19 protein-coding genes are annotated in these 26,425 nt (G+C 43.0%); 11 read left to right on the top strand and 8 right to left on the bottom strand.

The genetic code is table 11. The annotated features are described in order from the left end of the window. Positions 1-78 precede the first annotated feature (78 nt). Entirely contained in the window at positions 79-1,017 is a 939-nt protein-coding gene (gene paaX, locus PSF28_RS12350; protein WP_210838528.1) for a phenylacetic acid degradation operon negative regulatory protein PaaX, read from the top strand. A 21-nt stretch (positions 1,018-1,038) separates the two neighbouring features. Beyond that, positions 1,039-1,632, top strand: coding sequence for a phenylacetic acid degradation protein PaaY (paaY, locus tag PSF28_RS12345; RefSeq protein ID WP_210838526.1), 594 nt, complete (start codon positions 1,039-1,041; stop codon positions 1,630-1,632). A gap of 37 nt (positions 1,633-1,669) precedes the next feature. Here the strand turns inward: paaY and PSF28_RS12340 are convergent, their stop codons facing one another. From PSF28_RS12340 to PSF28_RS12325, 4 genes are all read right to left on the bottom strand, one after another. Beyond that, complete coding sequence (locus PSF28_RS12340) at positions 1,670-3,193, bottom strand: DHA2 family efflux MFS transporter permease subunit (RefSeq protein WP_210838524.1); 1,524 nt, start codon at positions 3,191-3,193, stop codon at positions 1,670-1,672. 16 nt (positions 3,194-3,209) lie between these two features. Beyond that, positions 3,210-4,382, bottom strand: coding sequence for a multidrug efflux MFS transporter periplasmic adaptor subunit EmrA (gene emrA / locus PSF28_RS12335; RefSeq protein WP_210838522.1), 1,173 nt, complete (start codon positions 4,380-4,382; stop codon positions 3,210-3,212). Positions 4,383-4,869: 487 nt separating this feature from the next. Next, positions 4,870-7,956 carry an efflux RND transporter permease subunit gene (locus PSF28_RS12330; RefSeq protein ID WP_272685132.1) on the bottom strand — a complete coding sequence of 1,029 codons (3,087 nt, stop codon included), beginning with the start codon at positions 7,954-7,956 and terminating at the stop codon, positions 4,870-4,872. Next, complete coding sequence (locus tag PSF28_RS12325; protein WP_247605460.1) at positions 7,953-9,047, bottom strand: efflux RND transporter periplasmic adaptor subunit; 1,095 nt, start codon at positions 9,045-9,047, stop codon at positions 7,953-7,955. Before PSF28_RS12325 ends, PSF28_RS12330 begins: the two co-directional genes overlap by 4 nt. A 262-nt stretch (positions 9,048-9,309) precedes the next feature. Between PSF28_RS12325 and PSF28_RS12320 the strand changes: the two genes are divergently transcribed. Both PSF28_RS12320 and PSF28_RS12315 read left to right on the top strand, forming a co-directional pair. Next, positions 9,310-11,364, top strand: a complete 2,055-nt coding sequence (locus tag PSF28_RS12320) for a TonB-dependent receptor domain-containing protein (protein ID WP_272685131.1) — start codon at positions 9,310-9,312, stop codon at positions 11,362-11,364. A gap of 61 nt (positions 11,365-11,425) precedes the next feature. Then, positions 11,426-12,283, top strand: coding sequence for an alpha/beta hydrolase (locus tag PSF28_RS12315; protein ID WP_272685130.1), 858 nt, complete (start codon positions 11,426-11,428; stop codon positions 12,281-12,283). 2 nt (positions 12,284-12,285) lie between these two features. On the opposite strand, the gene PSF28_RS12310 is transcribed toward PSF28_RS12315, so the two are convergent. Continuing rightward, on the bottom strand, positions 12,286-13,218 hold the full coding sequence (locus PSF28_RS12310) for a LysR substrate-binding domain-containing protein (protein ID WP_109912354.1): 933 nt from the start codon (positions 13,216-13,218) through the stop codon (positions 12,286-12,288). 597 nt (positions 13,219-13,815) lie between these two features. On the opposite strand from PSF28_RS12310, the gene PSF28_RS12305 reads away from it, so the two are divergent. From PSF28_RS12305 to PSF28_RS12275, 7 genes are all read left to right on the top strand, one after another. Continuing rightward, the gene (locus PSF28_RS12305; RefSeq protein WP_109912352.1) at positions 13,816-14,421 is read left to right on the top strand and encodes an ankyrin repeat domain-containing protein; all 606 of its coding nucleotides are present in this window, start codon (positions 13,816-13,818) and stop codon (positions 14,419-14,421) included. 35 nt (positions 14,422-14,456) lie between these two features. Continuing rightward, entirely contained in the window at positions 14,457-15,380 is a 924-nt protein-coding gene (locus PSF28_RS12300) for a DUF2877 domain-containing protein (protein ID WP_272685129.1), read from the top strand. Further along, entirely contained in the window at positions 15,370-16,920 is a 1,551-nt protein-coding gene (gene fdrA / locus PSF28_RS12295) for an acyl-CoA synthetase FdrA (protein ID WP_272685128.1), read from the top strand. The genes PSF28_RS12300 and fdrA overlap by 11 nt, the downstream gene beginning before the upstream one ends. Further along, on the top strand, positions 16,920-18,335 hold the full coding sequence (locus tag PSF28_RS12290) for a DUF1116 domain-containing protein (RefSeq protein WP_272685127.1): 1,416 nt from the start codon (positions 16,920-16,922) through the stop codon (positions 18,333-18,335). The genes fdrA and PSF28_RS12290 overlap by 1 nt, the downstream gene beginning before the upstream one ends. 251 nt (positions 18,336-18,586) lie before the next feature. Further along, a complete protein-coding gene (locus PSF28_RS12285; protein WP_272685126.1) occupies positions 18,587-20,149 on the top strand; it encodes a xanthine permease in 1,563 nt (520 codons plus the stop codon). A 75-nt stretch (positions 20,150-20,224) separates the two neighbouring features. Beyond that, positions 20,225-21,175 carry a carbamate kinase family protein gene (locus PSF28_RS12280; protein WP_272685125.1) on the top strand — a complete coding sequence of 317 codons (951 nt, stop codon included), beginning with the start codon at positions 20,225-20,227 and terminating at the stop codon, positions 21,173-21,175. Between the two features lie 141 nt (positions 21,176-21,316). Further along, a complete protein-coding gene (locus PSF28_RS12275) occupies positions 21,317-22,705 on the top strand; it encodes an amidohydrolase family protein (RefSeq protein ID WP_272685124.1) in 1,389 nt (462 codons plus the stop codon). A 207-nt stretch (positions 22,706-22,912) separates the two neighbouring features. Here PSF28_RS12275 and PSF28_RS12270 read toward each other — a convergent pair whose 3' ends face one another. From PSF28_RS12270 to PSF28_RS12260, 3 genes are all read right to left on the bottom strand, one after another. Further along, on the bottom strand, positions 22,913-23,899 hold the full coding sequence (locus PSF28_RS12270; protein WP_272685123.1) for a nucleoside hydrolase: 987 nt from the start codon (positions 23,897-23,899) through the stop codon (positions 22,913-22,915). Between the two features lie 24 nt (positions 23,900-23,923). Beyond that, positions 23,924-24,925 carry a LacI family DNA-binding transcriptional regulator gene (locus tag PSF28_RS12265; RefSeq protein ID WP_272685122.1) on the bottom strand — a complete coding sequence of 334 codons (1,002 nt, stop codon included), beginning with the start codon at positions 24,923-24,925 and terminating at the stop codon, positions 23,924-23,926. 76 nt (positions 24,926-25,001) lie between these two features. Continuing rightward, on the bottom strand, positions 25,002-26,387 hold the full coding sequence (locus tag PSF28_RS12260) for an MFS transporter (protein WP_272685121.1): 1,386 nt from the start codon (positions 26,385-26,387) through the stop codon (positions 25,002-25,004). Between the last annotated feature and the right edge of the window lie 38 nt (positions 26,388-26,425).

The raw sequence follows: 26,425 nt of genomic DNA, 5'->3' as shown, positions 1-26,425 counted from the left end.
TAATGGAAGACAACCTTTAAATTTATGTCTACTATTCAGTAAGCCTTCTGATACATAAATTTTATAGATGAAATATAAATGGAAAATAAACTTAACCAGTTCATACAACATGCAATAGCAAGCCAACCCATTAGTGGTACGTCTCTAATTAGCTCACTCTATGGTGATGCTTTGCATCATCGTGGTGGTGAAGTGTGGCTAGGAAGCTTAACTAAACTGTTAGAACCGATGGGTTTTACTGACCGTTTTGTCCGAACTTCTGTTTTCCGCTTACAGAAAGAAGGTTGGCTTGATGTCGAAAAAATTGGCCGTCGCAGCTATTACCGTATTTCTGAGCGCGGGCAAAGTCGCTTTCGCCGTGCAGAAAATAAAATTTACCTCGCAGGGCAGCCTGATTGGGATGGTAAATGGGATTTACTACTCCTTGAAACAGCGGATAAAGACGAAAAGATCAGGTTAAAAAAGGAACTGAGCTGGCTCGGTTTCGGGCAATTTAATACGTCACTCATGGCAGCACCCAGTTGCGCACAAAGTGATGTACCGACACTACTCAATGAACTTAATGCCACTGAAAATGCCATCTATTTTCACGCAGATTACCCCTATAGCCGATCAGAAAAAAACCTCAAAGAACTGGTTTCTCATGCTTGGTCTTTGCAAGATATTTCAGAACATTATCATCAATTTATATCATTATTTAGGCCTCTCGCGTTACTTCTTAAAGAAAGCACAGCAGCACAAATTTCCCCTGAACACTGCTTTCAGCTACGTTTACTACTGATTCACTTTTACCGCCGTGTCACGCTTAAAGACCCGTTATTACCTGATGAACTCCTTCCTACACAATGGGAAGGTCATATTGCACGCCATCTTTGTACCAACATTTATCAACGTATCGACCAAGCCGCAACTCAGTATGTTTCTGAACAATGCGAAACCACTGTCGGGGAGCTTCCTCAACCATCAAGCGCTTATTATCGCCGCTTTGGTGGAGTGCTCAGAGATATAGCCGCCTAAACACACATTACAGGAGCCGGTATGCCTTTTTATCAAATCGATGGTATTACGCCCGTCGTCAGCCCTGAAAGTTTTGTCCACCCTACTGCGGTGGTGATTGGTGATGTCATTATTGGCAAAAATGTTTATATTGGCCCAAACGCCAGCTTACGTGGGGACTTTGGTCGCTTAATCATTAAAGATGGCGCCAATGTGCAGGATAACTGTGTCATGCATGGCTTCCCGCAATTTGACACCATTATTGAAGAAAATGGTCATATCGGCCATGGTGCTATCTTACATGGCTGCCACATTAAGCGTAATGCCTTAGTCGGGATGAACAGTGTGATTATGGATGGCGCTATTATTGGCGAAAACTCTATCGTCGGTGCTTGTGCCTTCATCAAAGCCGAAGCGATATTCTCCGATAATAGCCTTATCGTGGGTACGCCTGCAAAAGTACTTCGCACCTTATCAGAAAAAGAAATTGCCTGGAAAACCAGCGGAACCAAAGATTATCAAAACTTAGTCACGCGCTGTTTAAACACCTTTAAAGAAGTCGAGCCACTCAAAGAAATCGAAACTAACCGACCAGTCTTGAGTTTTGAGAATGTAATTCCTAAATCCCAGCTATAAGCTTGGTGGGGCTAAAATACTTAGCCCCAGCCACCAATTATTTCGCTTTGCTGCCAAATGGCGGCTTAGCAAACCAAACAGTAATAATTAGCGCAATAAACACCCAACCACACAACCAGAAAATCTCATTTGCAGCAATAATTAACCCTTGGCTCGTAATTTGCTGAGCAATAAACCCGGAAGTCTGTTCGGTACTCAATCCATGAGTCGCCATTTCTTGATACATCCCTAGGGATTCAGGATTATAATCGGTAATAAATTCCGTTAACTGGCTATGGTGCACGGCTTCTCTATCGCTCCACAGCGTTGTGGTAATTGAGGTACCGATTGACCCCGCTAACGTACGGAAAAAGTTAGCTAAACTCGATGCCGACGCCAATTTTTCTGGTGGTAAACCTGAAAGGGTTAATGTGGTCAGTGGCATAAAGAAGCAAGCTACTGCCATTCCTTGTACCAATTGTGGCCAAACTACAGCAGAAAAGCCCATGCTCGGTTCAAAAGTATATGCACGCCAGAAGAAACAAATCGCATAAAATACAAAGCTAAAGGTCACTATCCAGCGGATATCGAGAAAATCTGATAATTTTGCCACTGGAGCCGAAAACAACACTGGCAATAAGCCTATGGGCGCCAATGCGAGCCCAGCCCATGTTGCTGTATAGCCATAAACTTCCTGCAAAAGTTGCGGCAACAAGACAATAGCGCCGAAATAGGCCATATACGCTAAACTGACAGAAATCGTTCCAATGGTAAAATTGCGCGATTTAAATAACGATAATTCGACAATTGGGTTTTTATCTGTGAGTTCCCAAATAACGAGGAATACCAACGCAATAGCTGAAACAACGGCTAAGATGACAATTTCATTAGATGCCAACCATCCCAGCTCCTTACCTTTGTCGAGCAAAACTTGTAAGCAACCCACTCCCACTGAAAGCAGCGCCAAGCCAATCACATTGAATGGCACTTTCACAACCTTGGACTCCATCCCTTTGAAGATAATAGAGCCGACGATAATGACAAAAATTCCCAAAGGCACATTCATAAAGAATATCCAACCCCAATGGAAATTATCACTAATATAGCCACCAAAAATAGGACCGAATACTGGGGCTAAAATAATGGTCATCGACCAAAATGCTAACGCCATGTTTTGCATTTTTGGTGGATAGCAACGCATGATAAGGCTTTGCGAAAGAGGGATCACCGGCCCTGCGACGGCACCTTGCAATACGCGGTATAAAATTAGCATACCCAGGCTATCTGAAAAGCCACAAAGTAATGAAAATAAGGTGAAAAGCGCCGTTGCCCATAAGAAAACACGGATTTCACCAAAGCGCTTCGCTAAGTAACCTGAAATCGCAATAGAAATCGCATTCGATACGCCAAACGAGGTAATTACCCATGTTCCTTGTGACATGGAAACCCCGAGATTTCCCGCAATAGTCGGGATAGCCACGTTAGCAATCGTGGAATCAAGCACCTGCATGAAGGTCGCAAGGGACAACGCAATGGTTGCCCATACCAGTTTTGCACCCTTAAGTGGTTGAATATCTGCCACAACGGCTCCTTTCAAGCTAGTCTGCGTTATCGCTGATAATGGTGTCGATGATGTGGTCGACATCACTTAATTTTAAAACCAACACATCACTTTCAAATGCAGGTGCTGTACGCTGAACTTCCGCTAAAACAGGGCCGTTTTGATCTTTAATGTCTATCGTGACATTCATGGATAACCCAATGCGTAATGGGTGTTTTGCCACTTGTTCAGGGTCTAATTCAACACGTACAGGCAAACGCTGTACGACTTTAATCCAGTTCCCTGTCGCATTTTGGGCAGGCAATAATGAGAAAGCACTACCGGTTCCCATATCGAGCCCAACTACGGTACCGTTATAAACAATATCTGCCCCGTAAAAATCACTGTTGATGGTCACAGGTTGTCCAATACGGACTTTTTCTAGTTGGGTTTCTTTGAAGTTCGCATCAACCCAAACAGGCTGAACAGGCACAATCGCCATTAAAGAACTTTGCGGACTGACTTGAGAGCCGACTTGAACATTACGCCGTGAAACATATCCCGTCATTGGGCTTTTAATTTCAGTACGTTGTAAGTTTATCCATGCACTGCGTACGCTATCAGCGGCTTGCTGAATTGCAGGTTGCTTTTTGAGCTCTGTATTACGCAACAATGCACGGTTGGCATTATATTGTTGAATAGAAATATCCAAAGCTGCTTGCGCAAGTTGCACAGCTTCTTGGGCATGCTGCAGGTCTTCCTTCGAAATGGTACCACTGCGGCCTAAAGCCACACGACGTTGATAATCTTTTTGCGCTTGCGCAAGTGTCACCCGGTTTTTTTGAATTTGCGCTTGATACTCATCACCATTGATATACAGTTCTTTGGTTTTGCGTACGGTGGTCGCTAAATCATGTTTGGCTTGTTCAAATGCCAACCGTGCATTCGTTTTATCCAATACAACCAGTACATCCCCCGCCTTTACCAAGTCAGTATTTTCAAAATTAACTTGAGTGACATTACCTGTTGTTTGCGCAATTATCGGGATCTGTAAGCCAGATACATAAGCATCATCGGTATATTCTTGAAAGCGTAAAACTAAAAACCAATAAACACCGTAGGCGACAAATAATAGAATAATAATTATTGTGGCTATCACTATCCATATTGTTCTACGTTTTTCATTAGTCGTTTTTTGATTATGTGTTTCTGAATGGGTTTCTTGACTCATAATAACTCTCAAGGTCTGAAATCAATATTAATTCTCCCTCTATATTTACGAAGTATATGTAATAAAGCAATAGTTAATAATTTACAATTAAATTAATTCCAACAAAAAAATTAATTCATTGATATAAAACAAGTCATTAAAGGAAATTAGAGTTCAGCATTAGATTAATGTTTATTATCAAAACAATGAAATTCATTCTTAATTAGATTAACGATAAAAATTAATGAAATAGTTAAAATGATATTTATTATGATAAAAATTCCGTCACTCAATTATTGATATTCTTTTTTTGATTAAATATTTCTATTTATTAGACCATATTTATGATTTATTAATTTGTAATTCTCAATTTTAATTTGAAGCCATGCGAGTAAAGTTAGCTCTCGATTAATCAATTAAATATGGGCTTAACACAAAGTGGCAAAATTACGCTTTTATCCCGCTTTATCAACAATCTCTGCTGGCCTTTCGGCCAGCTTTTATCTCTTTACCAATGCTTAGTATTGCGGTCTTCTTGTGTCACTGAAGTTAATTTGGCAAGCTGAGGTAATAATTTATGTTTTAAATCATCCATCAAGCTATAAATCACAGGGACGAATAACAAGCTAAGGATAGTGGAACTTAGTAAGCCGCCAATCACAGCAATAGCCATAGGGGCTCGAAACCCGGCGTCTGCACCGCTGGTTAACACTAATGGGATCATCCCTGCAATCATGGCAAAGGTTGTCATAATGATAGGGCGAACACGCTCTTGCCCTGCCTCAATAATGGCTTTTTCACGCGCCATACCTGAACGTTGTTTTTCAAGAATGAATTCCACCAGCAAAATCGAGTTTTTTGTCACAATTCCCATCAACATTAAAATACCAATAATGACAGGTAAATCGATCATCGCACCGTATAACACTAAAGCAATAATTGCGCCGCCAATCGAAAAGGGTAAAGCAACCAGTATGGTAATCGGCTGGATAAAATCTTTAAACAGCACAATTAAAATGGCGAAAACCAATAACACACTGAATACCATCGTGGTACCAAAACGTTCAAACATATCAATCATATATTCCATATCCCCATATTCTACTTGGGAAACACTGCGCGGAAGTTGTTGATACTCAGGAAGTTGTGCCACAATATCTAACGCTTCCCCTAGTGTGAGCCCTTCCAAATTGGCTTCTATCGACATTTGTCTTTGACGATTTATTCGCTCAATCAGAGAAGGCCCATCACTGGAGTCAATATTAGCGACAGATTTGATCGGGACATTTTGGCCATTTTGGCTTCTTACATACAAATTATTCAGCACATCAATATTATGTTGCTGAGGTTCAGGTAAAATCACTTGTACGGCCAATTGCCTATCCGGCAAATTAAACTTAGCGCTACGTGAATTAGCCTCCCCCATGGTCGCAATACGTAGTGTGTTCGCAATCTCTTCCACACTGACACCCGTTCGACCAATGTCTACCTCATTAGGCTTAACAATCAATTCTTTACGTAATAATGGTTTCATAACTTGGACGTTTTTAAATCCGTCAATTTTTGCCATTGCATCACGCAATTTCTGCATCGACTTTTCGAGTTGCTCAGGGTCACTCCCTGTAAACATTAACGAAAACTCTTTGCCACCATTACTGTTGCTGAAGGTATAGCGCGCATCCGTTTTTTGGCTTAACCACTCAGAGATAGCCAGTTCAAACTCCTTTTGGGAAAGTTTTCGCTCATTCGGCTCGGTGAGGGTTAAAATCATCATTCCTTTGTGCTGAGCAACGCCCTCTGAATCATCGGCAATCCCTGCAATCGTATAGGTCGATAAAATTTCCGGTCTATCTTTTAGCTGTTTAGCGATTTCATTAATTTTTTGCTGTGTTTGCTCAACCGGTGTTCCCGGTGGCAACTCAATATTTATCTGGCTGACACTGATGTCCCCATCAGGCATAAAACCGACCGGTAAAAAACGGGTGATCGCCACTGAGCCAATCAAAAAGCCCCCCGCTAACGTTGATGCTAACTTACGGTGTTTCAGTGTCATCAATAAAAAACGGGTATAACGCGCTATCCAATTTGGCATTTTAACGCCTTCATGAACACCTTTTTGTGGCAATAGTACATATGCCGCCATTAATGGCGTGACTAGCCTTGCCACCAATAACGAAGACAACACAGCGGCAGAAACCGTAATACCAAATGGCACAAAATATTGCCCCACAAAGCCGCCAATAAAGCTGACAGGTAAAAATACCGCCACAATCGTGAGCGTAATGGCGACAATCGCAAAGCCTATTGCATCCGAAGCTTTCAATGCGGCGAGATACGGCCGTTCACCATGTTCAATATATTTTTGGATATTCTCAATTTCAACAATAGCATCATCCACTAAGATGCCAATCACCAACGTCAGAGCCAATAATGTGATGCTATTTAAGCTGTAATCAAATAACAGCAAAATAAAAAAGGTGGGTAATATCGACAGAGGAAGTGCCACTGCTGCCACCAAAGTGGCTCGCCAGCTTTTCAAAAAGAAAAATACGATAATAACCGTTAAAAATGCCCCTTCTAGTAAGGTTTGAATAGTTAGCGTAAAACTCGATTCCGTGTATTTTACCGTTGATAAAACCAAGCTTATTTCAACATTTGGATTTGCTTTTTGCAGTTTTTCTAATGCGTGTGCGACACCTTGTGCCACCTGAGTATCACTGGAGCCTTTTGCACGATACACCGCAAACCCAACGACCTCTTTACCATTAAGTTGAGAAATAGATTTCACATTTTTATGGCCATCATAAATATTAGCAATTTCCCCCAACCTGACTGATCTTTGGTTATTAATGGGTAACATGATGTTTTTAATATCATCTACCGCGTGTTTTTCCCCTAACACGCGAATGGTATGTTGTAGCGTATTGTACTTCGCATTTCCCCCAGCAGAGTTTTGATGATTATTTTTCAATACTTCATTGATGCTCGCTATCGATAACTGCATTGCCGCGAGTTTATTTGCGTCCGGTTCAATGCGAATAACTCGCTCCGTATCCCCTAATCGACTGACCTTTTGTACCCCCGGAACAGTAATCAACTGCTTACTCACAGTATCATCCACAAACCAAGACAAATCTGCGATAGATTCAGTTTCTGATGAAACGGCATAACGTAAAATCGCCCCACCTTCGACATCAATACGGTTAATTAGCGGCTCGTCGATTGTTTGCGGCAATTCCCCTCGAATTTGCCCTATTTGCTCTCGCACATCGTTAGTCGCAACATGGGCATCAACACTTAAATCAAATTCAATGGTTGTCGTCGATGCACCTTCACTAATCGATGAGCTAATATGGCGGATACCGGGTATCCCAGAAACAGCGCGCTCAACCCGCTTGGTAACGGCATTTTCTAATTCTGTCGGTGATGAACCATCCTGTGTTACCGTTACCGTCACAATCGGAAAGGTGATCACCGGGTTTGCCGTCACGGGTAACTGGTTAAAGGAAAATATCCCTGCAATTGTCAGAGCTAAAAAAATCACAATGGTGGGAATTGGGCGGATAATCGCCCAAGATGATATTTGTAGTTTCATTGCGGTGCCCTTACTGGCACAACTTTATCATCTTCTGATAAAAAGGCCTGAGCATAAGTCACCACATCCAGATTAGTCTTTAATGGGCTTAATATTTCAACATTACCCTGCTGAATTTTACCTATTTGGACAGGTTGTTTGACCACGCGCCCATCATTTACCACACTAAAAATAAAACGCTGACCATCTGGTTCCGTGCGAATCGCACTATAAGGCAGTGATATATATTCACTAGGTGAATTTGTATAACGCATGGTGCCAGTTTCTCCCAGCCTCATCGATTTAATTGGGTCGGTCAGCGTCACTCTAATTTTCCCTAATTGGGTTAATACATCGATTTTCGGTGCTAAAAAACGAAATTTGCCCGAGACCACTTTATTGTCGTGAATTTGGATAGTGACAGGATTGCTCCCCACAATACGAGCCAATTCTGATGGGTGTGCAAGCGCTTCGAACTCTAACTCATTATTTTCGATTAGTTTAAATAACAAAGCGTTATCCGATAACGTACCACTCATTGCATGACGCTCACTGATAACACCAGCAACGGGTGCAATGATTTTTGCTTTATCTTCTTGGCTTTGTTCGCGCTGTAATTGCGCTTGCAATTGGCGTAGCTCTGCACGATTTGCCGCTAATAGCGCATGTTGTGCAGCCGTTTCTGACTTCGCTTTATTAAAATCATTCGCAGAGATCACGCCCGTTTTGGCGAGCGGAGACAAACGCTGTAATTCACTTTGTGATTGGGCACTTAAAGCCTCTTGTTGCTTAATGTAAGCAGCTGCTTTATCAATTTCGGCTTTTAGTTGTTGGACACCCGCGCTTTGAATTGGCGATTCTAGCGTCGCCAGTAATTGTCCTTTTTCGACCCATTCGCCTTCTTCCACGAAGACCGCGGTCACGATTTGTTGTTGCAATGGAGAACCGATAGAAATTTCATTTCTCGCCACAAATTGGCCTGGAAGATTAACCACATCCGCAACCTTAATTTTTTGCGGATGAGTCACACTTAAGCGTATTTCCTCCGCTTGTACCCCATGAGCGACCATCATAATAAAACTGCATAAAATGGCTAAAAATGTGTATTTCATATAACTCAAATTTTTCTAGTGAATGTTGGCGCTAGAGTAAATTCACGCACAACCAAACACCATAAACCAGAGTTAAACCTTAATTTTTCGTTAAGCTTGGCAAAAGTCGTAAAAGGGGAAAACACCGTAGGTGAAAATTCTTAGCTGAGATCAAATATTGCTCATAAATTAGCTAGCTCATTATTTATTTTTGATATGTTTTAGTGATAATATTCGCAAACAATATAATTATCATTCTCATTTATATTTACTAGGGATAACTATGACTTCGCAATATCACTACACCCTGATTGCCGCCGGAGTTTGTGCGGCTTTATCTTCATTTAGCGCTACAGCAGCAGACAATAAAACAGATACCATGGTCGTCAGTGCATCAGGCTTCTCGCAACAACTGCGTGATGCCCCTGCTAGCGTGACCGTGATCAGTGCAGACCAATTACAAAATAAACCTGTCCGTGACCTCGCCGACGCCGTGAAAGACGTGGAAGGGGTGAGTATCGTTGGTGCTGCAAACAAACAAGATATTAATATCCGTGGCTTACCCGGCGAATACACGCTGATATTGGTCGATGGGCGCCGTCAAAACAGCCGTGAATCACGTCCAAATGGCAGCGGTGGCTTTGAAGCGGGCTTTATGCCACCTGTCGAAGCGATTGAACGCATCGAAGTGATCCGTGGACCTATGTCCTCCCTGTATGGTTCCGATGCAATGGGTGGTGTTATCAATATCATCACTAAAAAAGTGACTAATGAATGGCATGGCAGCGTCACCACTGGGGCTATTATCCAAGAAAACAGTGATAGCGGTAACTCGACTGACGGTAACTTCTATCTGTCTGGCCCATTAATTCAAGATAAACTTGGTCTGCAATTATATGGTGGTGGTAACTACCGTCAGGAAGATAAAATCTTAGAAGGTCATCATCAGCGTGATAACCGCAGCTTAACAGCTAAATTAACCTTTACACCACAAGAGAACCAAACCTTCTTACTAGAAGCAGGTCGTAGTACTCAAGAGAAAACATCGACACCAGGTAAATCTGGTGCTGAATATGAAATTCGTGGTGGAGACAAGCAATATAACTCTAAAGAAGAGTGGCATAACGACCGTAACCACGCAGCTCTGACTTATAAAGGTGAGTGGGATTCTTTTAATACTGAGCTAAGTGTTTACCAAGAAAAAACCAAACGTAAAATAAAATCCCAAGACCGTAATCAAACTACAGGCCATTGGGAAGGCGGCTATGAGGCTCGCGTACCAGAAATCACCAATACCGTTGTTGATGGAAAAGTGGTGGCTTTCCTGCCGGACAATATCCTAACCGTTGGTGGGCAATACCAGTACTCTAAATTGAAAGACAGCTCTTTGGTTTCAAAAGGCGTAATGGAAAAAACCAGTATGTCAGTCGATCAATCAGCACTGTTTGTGGAAAATGAGTTTACCGCAACAGATGATCTGATCTTAACGGGAGGCCTACGTTTAGATCACCACGAAACCTATGGTAACCATTGGAACCCAAGGGGTTATGCCGTTTATTATCTGACGGATGAAATCACCATTAAAGGGGGAGTTTCTTCTGCTTTCCGTGCGCCTACATTACGTGAAATCAGTAAAGGTTATGGCACCTCTACCCAAGGTGGGAACGGGATTATCTACGGTAATCCAGACCTCAAACCGGAAAAAAGTGTCAGTGAAGAAATTAGCATTGCCTATAACCATGAGTCAGGCTTTAATGCGAGCTTAACCTTCTTTAATACCGACTTCAAAAACAAGCTGACTAGTTACTCACTTAACCAACCTGATCCTAACCACCCTAACCTCACGTTATATACCTACGATAATGTGGGTAAAGCAAACATCAAAGGTGTTGAAGTTGCAACGGGCATTCCTATCGCACAGGATTGGAATCTTAACCTAAATTACACATACACCGATTCAGAACGTAAAAGTGATGATGAGAAATTAGGTAATGGTATTTCCTTAAAAGGCTATCCATTGGATAAAACACCAAAACATATCGCTAATGCGAAGTTGGATTGGAACTTCAATGAAGACCTCACCTTATACACACGTGCACATTATGAAGGAAAACAGGTGTGGGCAGCACAACGTAATGGTTCTAAAGTACCTCGCTATCGTAGTGGCTATACCACCATGGATGTGGGCGCAACCTACCAATTATTTAAAAACACCAAGCTAAACTTTGCGGTGCTAAATATTGGTAATGAAAAAGGGCCTAAAATTGATAAAGTTGATGGAAACTGGGATGTTGAAGATGGACGCCGTTATTGGGCGAACGTTAACGTTAGCTTCTAATTAACTCTGGGGGTGTGCCTGTTTCAGGTATACCCTCAAAACCCTTAAATAGACTCAATAAATGAATAAAATCATATTAAGTGGCATATTGCTGTGTATGACCAGTTCCGCATTTTCCCGCCCAAGCCAGACTATTCCACCCTTGGATAAAACAGTCGGCCAATTTTATGATATCCAACAAACGGATATGACTTACGGTGACCGTGCGCTGCGCATTTACAGTGCAGTACCCTATAATGTCACCGCACAACGCCCTATCCTGTATATGCTTGATGGTAATGGTTTATACCCCAAAGCGGTTAATCGCGCAGTTGAAAAGCTGCCAGCGGATAAACTACCGATTATTATTGGGATTGGTTACCCCATCGATGAAGCCTTTCCAAAAGCATGGCGAACCTACGACTATACTCCCCCTGTTGCGGGTGACGAATTTAAACAAGGGGGCGGTTCCCCTGCGCTATACCAATTTTTAACTGACACTATTCGCCCATGGGCAGAAAAACAGTTTCCTATTGATAAAAGCAAGCAAACCCTATTTGGCCATTCATTTGGTGGATTATTTACCTTGATGGCGTACCAACAACAACCGGATGATTTTCAGTTTTATGTTTCTGCCAGCCCGTCATTATGGTGGGGTAAAGGAAGTATGGTGGATTTAGCGAAGCTGACAGCTAAACAAACGGCTTCCCCCCTGTTTGTGACTTTAGGCGGTTTAGAAGAGAGCCCTGATTTATCCAAATTGAGCGCCGAACAAGTGCAAAATTACCAAGCGCGCAAAAGTTGGATTAGCACACGCCAAGTTTGCACTGAGATTGCAAACCACCAAAGGCACTGTAAATTTAGGTTATTCGACGGCAAAAACCACGGTTCAGTGATCCCCGATGCTATCGATAAAGCCCTTGATGTCGCTAGCCAATAAGACTAATTGATGGGTTTTAGGAGATCGCTGTAGAGCTCTGCTAGAACCCCCTTTTCGCCAAATTCTTTACGGATCCACTGCGTCACAAGCCCAGTAGCCGAATGTTGTGTGGCTAATAGCATATGGGAATCTTGCCGTGGGTTCTGAATTTGTTTTGTTACCAACAAACCATGTTTAACATGGTCTTTGATCATGTAATCGGGTAAAAACCCAATCCCTTCACCTAATATCTGACACTGGCATTTAGTATTAAAATCAGGTACTTGAATGGCTTCTTGCCCATGTAACAGCCAACCCACCCGCTTATTAATGGTATGCGCGGTATCTTCCACCATAATATTGGGATAAAGGCGCAGCTGGCTCTCAGCGATGGGCTCTGGCATCAGTGCCAATGGGTGTGTGGCAGCGATAGCAAATTGCCAGTGAATCGCACCGATTTCAGTGTAGTCAATTCCACCGCCATCCATCAACGTACCCGGAGCACCAATCGCAATATCTGCATGGTTATTAATAATGGCATCCCAAACCCCATTATACACCTCGGTTGTCACAGTGATGTGGCAGGTAGCAAACTGTTTTTTTAATATTTGCAATAACTTAGCGGTATGATACGGCGTATATAATAACTGATTAATACAGATACGTACCCGCGCTTCAATCCCTTGCTCAATGGAATAAATACTTTTTTGAATAGAATGGAAATTATTGAGCAAGTCGGTTGCTTTGCGATAAAAATAATACCCTGCTTCTGTGAGTTCAATATTACGGGTATTACGAATAAATAACGCGACATCTAAATAGGTTTCAATACGTTTGATGGTATAGCTCACCGCAGAGGTGGTCACGCCTAATTCTTCCGCTGCTTTACTAAAACTCGCAAACTTCGCCGCTGTTGTGTAAGTCAGTAAGTTTTCTTCCGTAAAAATTGAGTTCATACCCACCGCCAAAAATGTTTAAAATTTAGACAAATCATGTTTTTATGTGAATAAAATTCAATAACGTAAAAATCAGATTATTTTTCGAGCATATTTTTATAGCTTAACAGAATTATTAACAACTGGAATAGATTAAATTTGATATGCATTTTTCCCAAGTAAAAACCCTACCTTTAAAGTCACTATTAATATTCGAAATACCTAATATTATTGAATTAAATAGGCAAACTAAGTATTAACATTCGATACAGTCGCGATCAATAAAATTACATATTTAACAAATTAAAAACTTTCAATTTGATGTCTATCACAGAACTGAGTAAATCATGGTTTTCGATTTTAATTAACAAAAAAAATCACACAGTTTGGGCCACAAAATAGCCATAAATCATCAAAAAACGCTAAAAAAGGATGCTCACACGCACAAAAAAGGTGGATTATTGAATTGAATTCAACAATCAAACGCCTCATTGATGAATTAAATTTAAATGGATTCTTTTTATTAATGACAATTGCTATGCTCTAACCATCATAAATAATCTTTAAATTGTCTTTATCTATGTTGGTGATAGCAATAAACCAACCTAAGGGGAAATGATGACAGCCAGTACTCTCGCTCACGATTTTTTAACCGCAGCTGAACAAGGGCAATTAGAGTTATTAAAAAGTTGTCTCGAAAAAGGTGTGGATATTAATATCACTAACCGCCAAGGTCGCACTGCGATTGTTAATGCAAGCCTAAACAAACATTATGAATGTGTCTCTTTCCTCATTAATGCAGGGGCCGATATTAATAAACAAGACCAAACTTGTTTTAACCCTTTTTTATTAAGCTGTCTTAATAATGACCTCACTTTATTACGCATTGTCTTACCTGCAAAACCAAATTTAGACTTATTAACCCGTTTTGGTGGCGTGGGAATTACACCAGCCAGCGAAAAAGGCCACGTGGAAATTGTTCGCGAACTACTTGAAAAAACCGATATTAATGTCAATCACACCAACTTTGTTGGTTGGACACCACTATTAGAAGCTATCGTGTTAAATGATGGCGGTGAAAAACAGCAGCAAATCGTTAAATTGCTATTAGACCACGGTGCGAACCCTCATATGACGGATAAATATGGTAAAAAACCATTAGAGTTAGCACACGAAAAAGGCTACAGCGAGATTGCTGAGTTACTGATTGCAGCAGGGGCATAGCGAAATCATAGACTCTAAATAGGATAAGGAGGCATGTGAACGCATCCATATCTCATCGGCAAAGGTTATACGGGTTAACGGCTGATACACATTTTCTCAATCTGTTGCATCAGCCCTCCCCCCAAGGAACGATAGAACAAGTATTTAATAAAGCCATTAACTTTTCTATTGATAATGCACTTTATACATTGCTTTGTTCTCAGTTAGATAATGCTCCAAATAGTTGCCGATTAATCAATAAAGACTTTTCTCTTTTCGATATTAAAGAGGGAGAGTCCATTAATTTATTAAATAAAGAAATATTGGTTGGTAATAATTATTTATTATCATTTTCTTTATGCAAAGAATGGCAGCAACCAGTTATCAACTTTAATGATAACAAACTGAAAAAACCAAGTTATTTATTATATATCGAAAAACAAATAAGTAATTTGGATTTAATCTTAACTGAAAATAAAAGCTCTCTATTTAAATATCAGGGAGATAATTTTTTTTATCTCTCTATGACGAAGCAATTGGTTCAATTACGCTCTGAATTGATTGAATCAATAATTAAGAAAGATAAAGAAAATATTGTTTATGTGATCCGCCAGTTTGTTGGATTGGGTATCGGGCTAACTCCTTCAGGAGATGATTACTTAGTTGGGTTAATGGCATTTTTATTATTAATCGGTCATCCAGTTGCCACTTTTCACCCTGAATTTTTTAAGGGAATAACCCAAAGCTTAGGCCAAACGACACCAATCAGCGCCATCACATTAGAAAAAGCGTTAAACCGAGAATATCGCGAAAATATGCAGCAATTAATTCAATCATTAGTTGATGCGAAAGAAACCAATATTTATCCACAATTTTTAGAGATTTTAAATATCGGGTCGAGTTCTGGCAGCGACATGCTATTTGGCTTGCGAGATGCCCTGTATATCACCCATTATTTCGGAGAAAACTATGTCGACTAAAGTTGTCATAAAGAAGAATACCTATTTCGATTCAGTCTCATTGATGTCTATTTCCACCAAAGCCAACCAGCTCGATAATGTCGAGCAAGCCTTTGTCGCGATGGCAACAGAAATGAACAAAGGCGTTTTACGTAATTTAGGGTTACTAACACCTGAATTAGAAGAGGCCAAAAATGGCGATTTAATGATTGTCATTAAAGGCCCAAGCGATGATGCTAACGAAGCCACATTAATTGCTATCGAAGAATTATTTAATAAGAAAAACCAAGGTGGCGGGCAGCATGAAGCTAAATATGCCACTATTAATTCAGCGAAAACACATATCCCAAATGCCAACCTTGCCGTCATTTCAGTGAACGGTCAGTTTGCAGCCCGTGAAGCGCGCATTGCACTAGAAAATGACCTCAACGTTATGCTGTTTTCCGATAACGTCTCCATTGAAGATGAACTCGCGCTCAAACAACTTGCTAGCAAGAAAGGCTTGCTAATGATGGGTCCAGACTGCGGAACTGCTATTATCAATGGCACCGCATTATGCTTTGGTAACGATGTACGCCGTGGCAGCATTGGTATCATCGGTGCATCCGGTACGGGTAGCCAAGAACTCAGCGTCCGTATTCACGAATTTGGTGCAGGCGTTTCTCAATTAATTGGTACTGGTGGTCGCGATTTAAGCGAAAAAATTGGCGGTATCATGATGATTGATGCACTAAAAATGCTCGATGCTGATGATGAAACCCAAGTTATCGCACTGATTTCTAAGCCACCAGCCCCTAGCGTAGCTAAAAAAGTGCTAGAGCAAGCGGAAAAATGCCATAAACCGGTTGTTGTGTGTTTCTTAGGTAGCCAACCACTACCAGAAGACAAACCGGGTTTAACCTTCGCCCAAAGCACCAAAGAAGCGGCACTGAAAGCCGTTCTATTAACCGGTATTCGCAAAGAAGATTTAGATTTACACCCGCTTAATTTACCACTAATTGATGAAGTTAGAGCCAAACTGAAGCCTGAGCAGAAATACATTCGTGGCTTATTCTGCGGTGGAACGCTATGTGACGAAGCGATGTTTGCCGCGCTGGAAAAATACGATGATGTTTACAGCAATATTCAACCAAACCCTGACTATCGCTTAAAAGACCTCAATAAAAGTATTGCGCACACCTTCCTCGATTTTGGTGATGACGACTTTACCAACGGTAAACCGCACCCAATGATCGACCCAACCAACCGTATTGAACGTTTACTGCAAGAAGCTCGCGACCCTGAAGTGGGCGTCATTATGATGGACTTCGTTTTAGGTTTTGGATCACATGAAGACCCTGTGGGTGTCATGATTGATGCGATTAAAGAAGCCAAAAACATCGCCAAACAAGATGGCCGTGAATTAGAAATTTTAGGCTATGTACTGGGCACTGACCAAGACACCCCATCGATGGATGCACAAGTCAAAATGCTAACAGATGCTGGAGTCATCTGGGCAAGTAGCAGCACCAATACTGGTTTATTAGGGCGTGAGTTTGTATGGAAAGGGGAGAAAGCATAATGACTTCATTATTTAAGCAGCCATTAAATGTCATCAACGTTGGTATCGAAATGTTCAGTGATGACCTGAAAAAACAACATGTTCCTGTCACTCACTTAAATTGGACACCACCGGGACAAGGAAACGTAGCAGTTATCCGTGCACTCGACCAAATTGAAGGCAATGAAGCATTACAAGCCAAAATTGCAGCGGCTAACGCACAAGCTCTCGAGCGGATCATTCAATCTCAACCTGTATTAGTCGGCTATGACCAAGCCATTAATGTCGTTCCCGGCATGACCAAAAATACTATCCTGCACGCTGGCCCACCTGTCGCTTGGAAAGATATGTGTGGCGCAATGAAAGGTGCGGTGACTGGTGCGTTGGTTTTCGAAGGCTTGGCAAAAGATTTAGCGGATGCCGAGCGTGTTGCGGCCTCCGGTGAAATCATCTTCTCACCTTGCCATGAACATGATTGCGTCGGTTCGATGGCAGGTGTGACTTCAGCTTCAATGTTTATGCACATTGTTGAGAACAAAACCTATGGTAACCGTGCGTTCACTAACCTCAGCGAACAAATGGCGAAAATCTTACGCATGGGTGCCAATGACCAAAGCGTCATCGACCGTTTAAATTGGATGCGTGATGTTTTAGGCCCAATGCTACGCGACGCAATGAAAATCGTTGGTGAAATCGACCTACGTTTGATGCTTGCGCAAGCACTGCATATGGGCGATGAGTGTCATAACCGTAACAATGCAGGAACAGCCTTACTTATCCAAGCGCTTACAACAGGGATCATTCAAACTGATTTCTCTGTTGCACAACAAAAGGAAGTGTTTGATTTTGTTGCAAGCAGCGATTACTTCTCCGGCCCAACGTGGATGGCGATGTGTAAAGCATCAATGGATGCGGCTCACGGCATCGAATACAGCACCGTTGTTACGACCATGGCGCGTAATGGCTATGAATTTGGTTTACGCATCAGTGGGTTACCAGGTCAATGGTTCACAGGTCCTTCTCAGCAAGTTATTGGCCCAATGTTTGCGGGCTACAAACCAGAAGACTCTGGTTTAGATATCGGTGACTCCGCTATCACAGAAACCTACGGTATTGGTGGATTTGCGATGGCAACCGCACCCGCCATCGTTGCGCTGGTTGGTGGTACGGTAGAAGAAGCGGTCGATTTCTCTCGCCAAATGCGTGAAATCACCTTAGGTGAAAACCCGAATGTCACTATTCCATTATTGGGCTTTATGGGTATCCCTACCGCCATTGATATCACAAAAGTTTCTGCCAGCGGCATTCTACCGGTTATCAACACCGCGATTGCCCATAAAGATGCGGGAATCGGTATGATTGGCGCAGGTATTGTTCACCCGCCGTTTGATTGCTTTGAAAAGGCCATGCTGTCTTACGCACAGAAATATGCTTAGTTTTCAGCCATAAAAAAAGACGCCCAACTCCGGTTGGGCAATAAAAATAAAACGAATACCCTGATTGATTTTATTTGAAAAACAGTGCTGTAACTCAAAATATAGGAACATACCCTAAATAATTTGAATTGCAGCTAGGCGGCAAGTAAACGAGACCCTAGGAGCATACATAAGTATGTGACTAGGGCGAGTGAATGCAGCCAACAACGCTGCGGTTCAAAGTATGACGGGTATACAGGGGAATACTTAAAATGAGTATATTCAAAATCAAGTGGAAACGTGGGGATTTGGCCGCCTACTTCGGCTTAATGACCAACAACCTAACCAACCTACTCACCATGATGGGCCTGTTAATTTTCGTTGTCGGCATCCCATCTGAAATTGTTTACGGTCGTATCGCTCCCGCCTTTGGTTTCGCTGTTTTACTTGCCAGTGTGAGCTATGCTTACTTTGGTCAGCAAATGATCAAGCAAACCGGGCGCAATGACGTCACCGCTTTACCATCAGGGCCGAGTGCGCCTTCTATCTTTACAGTGACGTTCTTAGTTATCATGCCGGTCTACCAAACCACACAGAATGCGGAATTTGCGATCCAAATCGCGCTGGTTTGGTGTTTTGTTGAGTCGATGATCCTCGTCGGTGGTTCTTTCTTAGGTGAAACCATCCGTAAGATGATCCCACGCACCGTACTGTTATCCTGTTTATCCGGTTTAGGGTTACTGTTACTGGCGATGAACCCAATGCTGCAAGCATTTGAAGCCCCAACGGTTTCATTCATTGTGCTGTTATTAATCTTCATTAACTGGTTTGGTAAAAAACCGATTTTTGCTCGCATCCCAACTGGCTTATTGCTGCTAATTGCCGGTACAGTATTGGCATGGGTTTCTGGCTTGCAAAGTGCGGAAGCAATCAAAGACTCAATGGCATCATTTGGTTTCAACCCACCGGGTATTCATATTGATAGTTTCTTCCAAGGCCTGCCACACGCTTTACCTTACTTAGCATCAGCGGTGCCACTTGGCTTAGCTAACTATATTTTTGACCTTGAAAATATTGAAAGTGCGCATGCTGCAGGTGATGAATACAATACGCGTAAAGTCATGTTAGCTAACGGTTTATCATCGACAGTTGGCTGTTTTATGGGTAACCCATTCCCTGTCACTGTTTACGTAGGTCACGCAGGTTGGAAAGCCATGGGAGCAAGCGTGGGTTATACATTAGCATCCGGTATCACCATGTTTATCGTACCACTATTCGGTATCGGTGCCTTCATGTTAGCTATCATTCCAATGACCGCTATCGTACCGATATTGGTATTCATCGGGGTCGTCACCGCCAACCAAGTTGTGCGAGAAACACCGAAAATTGAAGTTCCCGTTATCTTTATCTGTCTGTTCCCATGGATTGCTAACTGGGCACTGACAATGGTCAATAGCGTAATGGGTGCAGCGGGTACGTCAGCACAAGCCATTGGTATCGAAACATTACTGCACAAAGGCGTTTACTACCAAGGGCTTGTCCACTTAGGTAATGGGGCACCACTGGCAAGTATGCTATGGGGTTGTATCGCTATCTTCGCTATCTTAAATCAACCGCTACGTGGTGCAGTTGCCGCAGCAGCAGGCGCGATATTAGTGTTCTTCGGAATTATTCACTCCCCAGCGGTAGGAATTGCAACCGGTTCAACCTTGATGTTTGTTTATGCATACCTCATGATGGCGGCTTTATTTGTACTCAAGCATTTTTTAGATAGCCGTAAATCGGTAGAACAACAACAAGCTGAAAAATCTGAAAAACTCAGTAAGTCAGTGTAACCAAGCCAACCTTTATAGTAGGTGTGCGCAGTACACCTACTATCAGCTAAATCTCTGTATCAGGAAACATTAACAATGAAAGAACTCGTGGTTGTTGCCATCGGGGGCAACAGTATTATCAAAGATAACAACAGCCAGTCTATCGAAGCTCAAGAAAAAGCCGTTCAAGAAGTGGCGCTACACATTAGTGACATGCTTGAAGGCAATTACAACATTGTTTTGACCCATGGTAATGGACCTCAAGTTGGATTAGATTTGCGCCGTGCAGAGATTGCACACGAAACAGAAGGGTTACCGTTAACCCCTCTTGCTAACTGTGTCGCTGATACCCAAGGGGGTATCGGTTATTTAGTTCAGCAAGCGCTGACTAACGTGCTCGCGAAACGCCATAATCGCCAAGCCATTACCGTGGTTACCCAAGTTGAAGTGGATAAAAATGATCCTAACTTCAGTGCGCCAACTAAACCCATTGGGGCATTTTTTACCGAACAACAGGCTCAACAATTACAACAGGAAAACCCAAGTTGGCATTTTGTTGAAGACTCAGGCCGTGGCTATCGCCGTGTGGTCGCATCTCCAGAACCTAAACGTGTCATTGAGTCGAAAGCAATTCGTACCTTAACCGAACATGACTATGTGGTGGTCGCTGCCGGTGGTGGTGGGATCCCTGTCATTGATAATGGCAATGGCGGATGCCAAAGCGTTGATGCCGTGATAGATAAAGACCTCTCTACGACATTACTGGCAAAAGAATTAAACGCCGATATTTTGATTATCACCACAGGTGTCGAGAAGGTGTGTATTCACTTCGGTAAGCCTGAGCAGCAAGCTCTTGGTGAAACTTCAACAAGCGATATGCAACGCTATATGGAAGAAGGCCATTTCCCTGCGGGTAGCATGCTACCGAAAATTGAAGCCAGCCTATCGTTTATTGCCAACGGTGGTAAACGAGTGATCATCACCACCCCTGAAAAACTACCAGAAGCCTTACGCGGTGAAACTGGAACCCACATTGTTCAAGGGTAAGTTTCTATAATCTGGATCATGCGAATTTTTTGTTAGTCGCAAACTGCAGTATCCCTCAGATCGTTTGATAACGATCTGGGTGGATAAGTATCGCTTAAAAACAGGAAATTCGGCAGTAAATGGATATCACTAGGAGTTTCTATGAAAGCAGAAAAATCATCCGGCAGAAGAGAGTTCCTTTCCACCAGCGCAAAAGTAGCTGCCGCTTGTACGCTATTTGGCGCTGTATCAGGGCTTGCATCCGCCGAAAGCCAAGCTAGCCAAACAGCAGGCCAATCCAGTATCACGGATAAACATTATTACCTCGATGAGGTGTTACTCGAAACGGGTTTTAATTACCATGATTCGACGGTCGTCGGCACCCAAACCGCCTTATATACCGTAGAAATCCGTGACGGTAAAATTGCGGCCGTTTTACCCAATAAACAACATGCAGATGGCACATTGAATGCCTATAGTGCGCAAGGCAAACTCATGCTACCGGCCTTTCGCGACATGCATATCCACCTTGATAAAACCTTCTATGGTGGGCCATGGCAAGCGCCACAGTCCCGTGAAGGTAAAACGATTATGGATATGATCGCGTTAGAGCAAAAATTGCTACCTGAATTACAGCCTTTCACGGAAGAAAGAGCGAATGCGCTGATCGCGTTGATCCAATCCCACGGATCAACCATTGCTCGTAGCCATTGTAATATTGAGCCCGTTTCTGGTTTAAAAAATTTAGACGCCCTACAAAAAGTCCTTAATGACCACCAACAAGACCTTACTTGTGAAATCGTTGCATTTCCTCAACATGGATTATTACTTTCAAAATCAGAAGGTTTGATGCGTGAAGCCATGCAAGCTGGCGCACACTATGTGGGGGGATTAGACCCAACAAACGTCGATGGCGCGATGGAAAAATCCCTTGATACGATGTTCCAAATCGCTCTCGATTATAATAAAGGCGTCGATATTCATTTACATGAAACAAGTCCTGCTGGCTTTGCCGCCATTGAATATATGATCAAAACTGTGGATGAAAACCGCAGCCTACGGGGCAAAGTCACCATCAGCCATGCCTTTGCATTGGCAACATTGAGCCCTGAACAAGCAGAGAAAACCGCGAAACAGCTCGCAGAACAACAGATCACTATTGCCTCAACTGTGCCGATTGGTACATTGCATATGCCATTGAAGACACTCAATAAAAATGGTGTCTTTGTGATGACCGGAACGGATAGCGTGGTCGACCATTGGTCACCATTTGGCCTTGGTGATATGTTGGAAAAAGCCAATTTATACGCCCAGCTGTATACTCGTCCTGATGAGCTCGCGCTGTCCCGCTCACTCGCCATTGCGACAGGAAACATTCTTCCACTGAATGAAAAAGGTCAGCAAGTTTGGCCAGCAAAAGGGGATGACGCAAGCTTTGTGTTGGTGGATGCATCTTGCTCCGCAGAAGCCGTGGCTCGTATTTCACCACGTCATGCGACTTTCCATAAAGGAAAGCTGGCCCACGGTGTGATGCAAAAATCAGTCAGTTAGGCTTTCACATAAACATAGCGCCTAATGGCGCTATCAGACTGCTGGCAAACATACTATGTTTGGCGGCAAATCTAATAGGTTTTGAAAATAAGCTAGGAAAATCAATTCATTGATTTTCGGCTGATAACACAAAGCGGGAAAAACCACGCTTTTATCCCGCTTTGTCAACAACCTCATAGCGCCTGATTGGCGCTATATCTTCATCTTTTATATCGATTTTGCCCTGTATCCACTAATCGATTGAAAAATCAAATCGAGTAGGCGCTGATTATCCACCGATTGCAATACGGTAATAGGCTCTGTGGTTGGTGCGGGTATACCAATGCGCAAACGCAAAGCATCATAGTAAAAACTTTTGCCTCGCAGTGCCCCTTGCAGCTCTATTCCCACCTGTTTTTTCTCATAAGTAGCAATACTTTTATCAAGTAACCACGCCACAGTAAGCACATCGTGGATCCAACAACCCGGCAGCTGCCTTGTGGCTCGTGAATAATCAATCCACGGGCGCATCGTGCTCACCAGAAATTGGCTAAGGGGGGATTGTAATGAAGCAAACCTGTCAAGGTCACTGTGCACCATCTGCGTTTGCACGGTCACATCCATTGGCACTAAGGTAATATTTGCCCCACTACTCAATACCGCATGAGCCGCTTCAGGATCAAGGCCAAAGTTTGTGTCTTTAACATAACCAGGAACATTAAAAACAGCCCCCATAATGACAATTTGCGCTACATTTTGAGCCATTTCGGGGAACAATTGCAGTGCCATCGCGATATTGGTTAACGGGCCAATCGCAATGATGGTAATTTGTTTTGGGTTCTGACACACCAATTCCCCCATACGCAGTGCCGCTTCTGGGATAGATTTCGGTAAACACGGTACTGGCGGGACAGAATCCCATAGGTGCTTAAGTTGTGCCCGCTCGGCACCATTATCAAGCAACTCACGCCACGGCCCGATGGCCTCAACCAACGCGGATGATGCCCCCCGATAGACAGGGATGTTTTCACCCAAAGAATTTACTAAATGACTCGCGACATTGAACCCGACTTCACTGGGTGTATTCCCTGAAACCGTGGTGATCATATCAAGCTGGATTTCAGGCGCGGCGATGGCTAATGCAAGTGCCAGCCCATCATCAACATTGGCGCCTGCAACCCCGTTGCCGGGGTCGCAATCTATAATTAAACGCATAAATTTCCCTGAAACAATAAATAATCAGCACCCGCACGAGTGCCCGATTTGTAACTCAAAATCCACTTCACAGATGGCTTCTTTAGATGGCCAATTTTGTAAAATCTGTATCGCTCTTTGCGCTATTTTATCAACAGGCTGGCGAACAGTTGTGAGAGTTGGAACGGTATACTCTGATTGCACAGTACCGTTAAAACACACTAAAGCGATGTCTTCGGGTACACGCATTTTTAATTCAGCCAAGGCTTTTAAACAACCAAAAGCTTGTAATTCATTCGTAGCAAAAATGGCTTCGGGGAACCCTTCTTCCCGCATCTGATAGATAGCTTGGTAGCCCCAATCACGGGTATATTCCCCCGATAAAATCCATTTTTGGTGTATCGTTAAGTCCGCTTCTGTGAGTGCCGTTTTCCAACCATTCAAGCGATCTTGGGTATTGAGCATCTCATTTGGGCCACAAATAATTCCAATATTTTGATAACCATGCTTAATGAGATGACGCGTAATTTTATAGGCTGCGAGCTTCTCATTTACTTGAATGGTACTGATCCCTTCTGTGGCCTCAATCCTATCAAGCATCACACAAGGCGTGCCTGATGACTGAATTAAATCAACATAGGGATGCCGGTCAACACTGGTATAAATGAGGCCTTCAACTTGCCTTAACAACAGGTTATTAATCAGCTCTTTTTCACGAACCCGTGAATCCCCCGCATCACCCAGCAACAAAACATGCCCATATTTAAACGCTTCTCGCTGTAAGGCATGCGCAATAGAAGCTAAAAACGGGTTAGAGATATCGGGGATCACTAACCCATAGGTTTGAGTGCTACCCGACGCTAGGGCTTTTGCAATACCATTTGGCCGATACCCCGTTTTTTTGATTGCTGCTAACACCTTTTGCCGTGTTGCCTCAGCTACCGGACGAGGGCCATTGTTAATCACATAACTGACTACCGCAACCGAGGTTCCGGCTTCGCGGGCAACATCTACCCGCGTCACTTTACGGAGGTTCGTATCAGACACTCAGCAATTCCTTTTTCAAATATCAATTCGCCAAAGAATAACAGTCGCTCTGATTTTTATATACAACCCTGCTCACTTATATCGCATCTTCAGGGAGATTCAGGTCACGACCTCGAGTTTCTGGCGCAAAGAATGTAGTCACCAAGCCAATGCATGCCATCCCAATAAAGTAGACAGCAATTGGCCACCACTGACCTGTCCAAGACAATAATGCCGCTGCCACTAATGGCGCTGTACCACCAGATAGAATAGAGCCAAGTTCTTTAGCGAAAGCCATTTTAGTATAGCGATTACGCACCCCAAATAACTCCACGCCCCAAGCCGCTTGTACTCCGAAAATCCCCAGTGATGCTAACCCCATTCCAACCACAATCGTTGGGATGACAATCATCGGTTCGCGAGAGTCTAATAACATAAACGCTGGTACGGCATACAACATCAATAGGAAACAGAACCAGCGATAAACAATGCGACGCCCAAATCGGTCGGATAGCCAACCTGCAAATGGGATAATGGCAAAACCAAGAATTGACGCTATCAAAACCGCCGTTGTCGGTACTGATTTATCCACCATCAATATCTTCGTCACATAACCGATGATAAAACCTTGGGCAAGGTAAGATGGGCCATTTTCACCGATGCGTAACCCTACCATTGTCCAAAATGCCCGCGTTTTTTTCCAAAATGAACGGTTATCAACTGGATGAGCCACGGCATCAGATTCCAATGCAAGGCGACGCTCTTCTGCCAATTGCGCTTTTTGGCGCTCAAAGACAGGTGTTTCGCGCATATGTTGACGAATAAATAACGCCGCCAATGCGATCAAAATACTGCCAAGGAAAGGAATACGCCATCCCCATGACATTAAGCTTTCTTTGTCCATTTGTAACACTATCAGCCAAAGCATCGAAGCCAGTAATGTCCCGCTGTTGGAACCTAATGCAATAATCGAAGAAACTAAGCCACGGCGTTTCACTGGTGCATATTCCCCCAGCATCACCGTACCGCCAGATAATTCAGCTCCCGCCCCTAGCCCTTGAGCAAACCGCAAGATAACCAAACAGACCGGCGCCCAAACACCAATTTGTGCGTGGCTGGGTATCGCACCAATTAATGTGGTCGATAACCCCATCAAGGCAATCGTGATTACCATGACCATTTTTCGGCCATGTTTATCCCCTAACCAACCAAAAAATAATGCGCCTATTGGACGTGCGATAAACCCAACTGAATAGGCCGCAAAGCTTGAGAGTAGTGCCATAATCGGTGTTGCATCTGGAAAGAAAACATCGCCGAAAATAATACCTGCCGCTAAACCATAGAGAGCAAAGTCTGCATATTCCATGGTTGTGCCTAACCAACAAGAAAAAATCGCCCGCCGGAAATCTTTCTTCCCTTCTGGCGTGCTTAACCGCTCTTGTGCAGCTTGCTGGCTTGTATCGGCATTTAATTGTGTAGCCATAGTGATGAACCCTTGGTGTTGGCGCGAAGCCTATTAAT

The organism is Providencia sp. PROV130 (assembly GCF_028482225.1).
GTDB lineage: Bacteria > Pseudomonadota > Gammaproteobacteria > Enterobacterales > Enterobacteriaceae > Providencia > Providencia rettgeri.
The sequence above is the reverse complement of the archived record's forward strand: the minus strand, read 5'-3'. Positions and strand labels throughout refer to the sequence as shown.

Excerpts from the sequence above, each read along its gene's own strand:
- PSF28_RS12320 (WP_272685131.1), top strand. The coding sequence starts at position 9,310 with ATGACTTCGCAATATCACTACACCCTGATTGCCGCCGGAGTTTGTGCG.
- PSF28_RS12305 (WP_109912352.1), top strand. The coding sequence starts at position 13,816 with ATGACAGCCAGTACTCTCGCTCACGATTTTTTAACCGCAGCTGAACAA.
- PSF28_RS12310 (WP_109912354.1), bottom strand. The coding sequence starts at position 13,218 with ATGAACTCAATTTTTACGGAAGAAAACTTACTGACTTACACAACAGCG.
- PSF28_RS12290 (WP_272685127.1), top strand. The coding sequence starts at position 16,920 with ATGACTTCATTATTTAAGCAGCCATTAAATGTCATCAACGTTGGTATC.
- PSF28_RS12270 (WP_272685123.1), bottom strand. The coding sequence starts at position 23,899 with ATGCGTTTAATTATAGATTGCGACCCCGGCAACGGGGTTGCAGGCGCC.
- PSF28_RS12325 (WP_247605460.1), bottom strand. The coding sequence starts at position 9,047 with ATGAAATACACATTTTTAGCCATTTTATGCAGTTTTATTATGATGGTC.
- PSF28_RS12285 (WP_272685126.1), top strand. The coding sequence starts at position 18,587 with ATGAGTATATTCAAAATCAAGTGGAAACGTGGGGATTTGGCCGCCTAC.
- PSF28_RS12260 (WP_272685121.1), bottom strand. The coding sequence starts at position 26,387 with ATGGCTACACAATTAAATGCCGATACAAGCCAGCAAGCTGCACAAGAG.
- emrA (WP_210838522.1), bottom strand. The coding sequence starts at position 4,382 with ATGAGTCAAGAAACCCATTCAGAAACACATAATCAAAAAACGACTAAT.
- paaY (WP_210838526.1), top strand. The coding sequence starts at position 1,039 with ATGCCTTTTTATCAAATCGATGGTATTACGCCCGTCGTCAGCCCTGAA.
- PSF28_RS12315 (WP_272685130.1), top strand. The coding sequence starts at position 11,426 with ATGAATAAAATCATATTAAGTGGCATATTGCTGTGTATGACCAGTTCC.
- PSF28_RS12280 (WP_272685125.1), top strand. The coding sequence starts at position 20,225 with ATGAAAGAACTCGTGGTTGTTGCCATCGGGGGCAACAGTATTATCAAA.
- paaX (WP_210838528.1), top strand. The coding sequence starts at position 79 with ATGGAAAATAAACTTAACCAGTTCATACAACATGCAATAGCAAGCCAA.
- PSF28_RS12275 (WP_272685124.1), top strand. The coding sequence starts at position 21,317 with ATGAAAGCAGAAAAATCATCCGGCAGAAGAGAGTTCCTTTCCACCAGC.
- PSF28_RS12330 (WP_272685132.1), bottom strand. The coding sequence starts at position 7,956 with ATGAAACTACAAATATCATCTTGGGCGATTATCCGCCCAATTCCCACC.
- fdrA (WP_272685128.1), top strand. The coding sequence starts at position 15,370 with ATGTCGACTAAAGTTGTCATAAAGAAGAATACCTATTTCGATTCAGTC.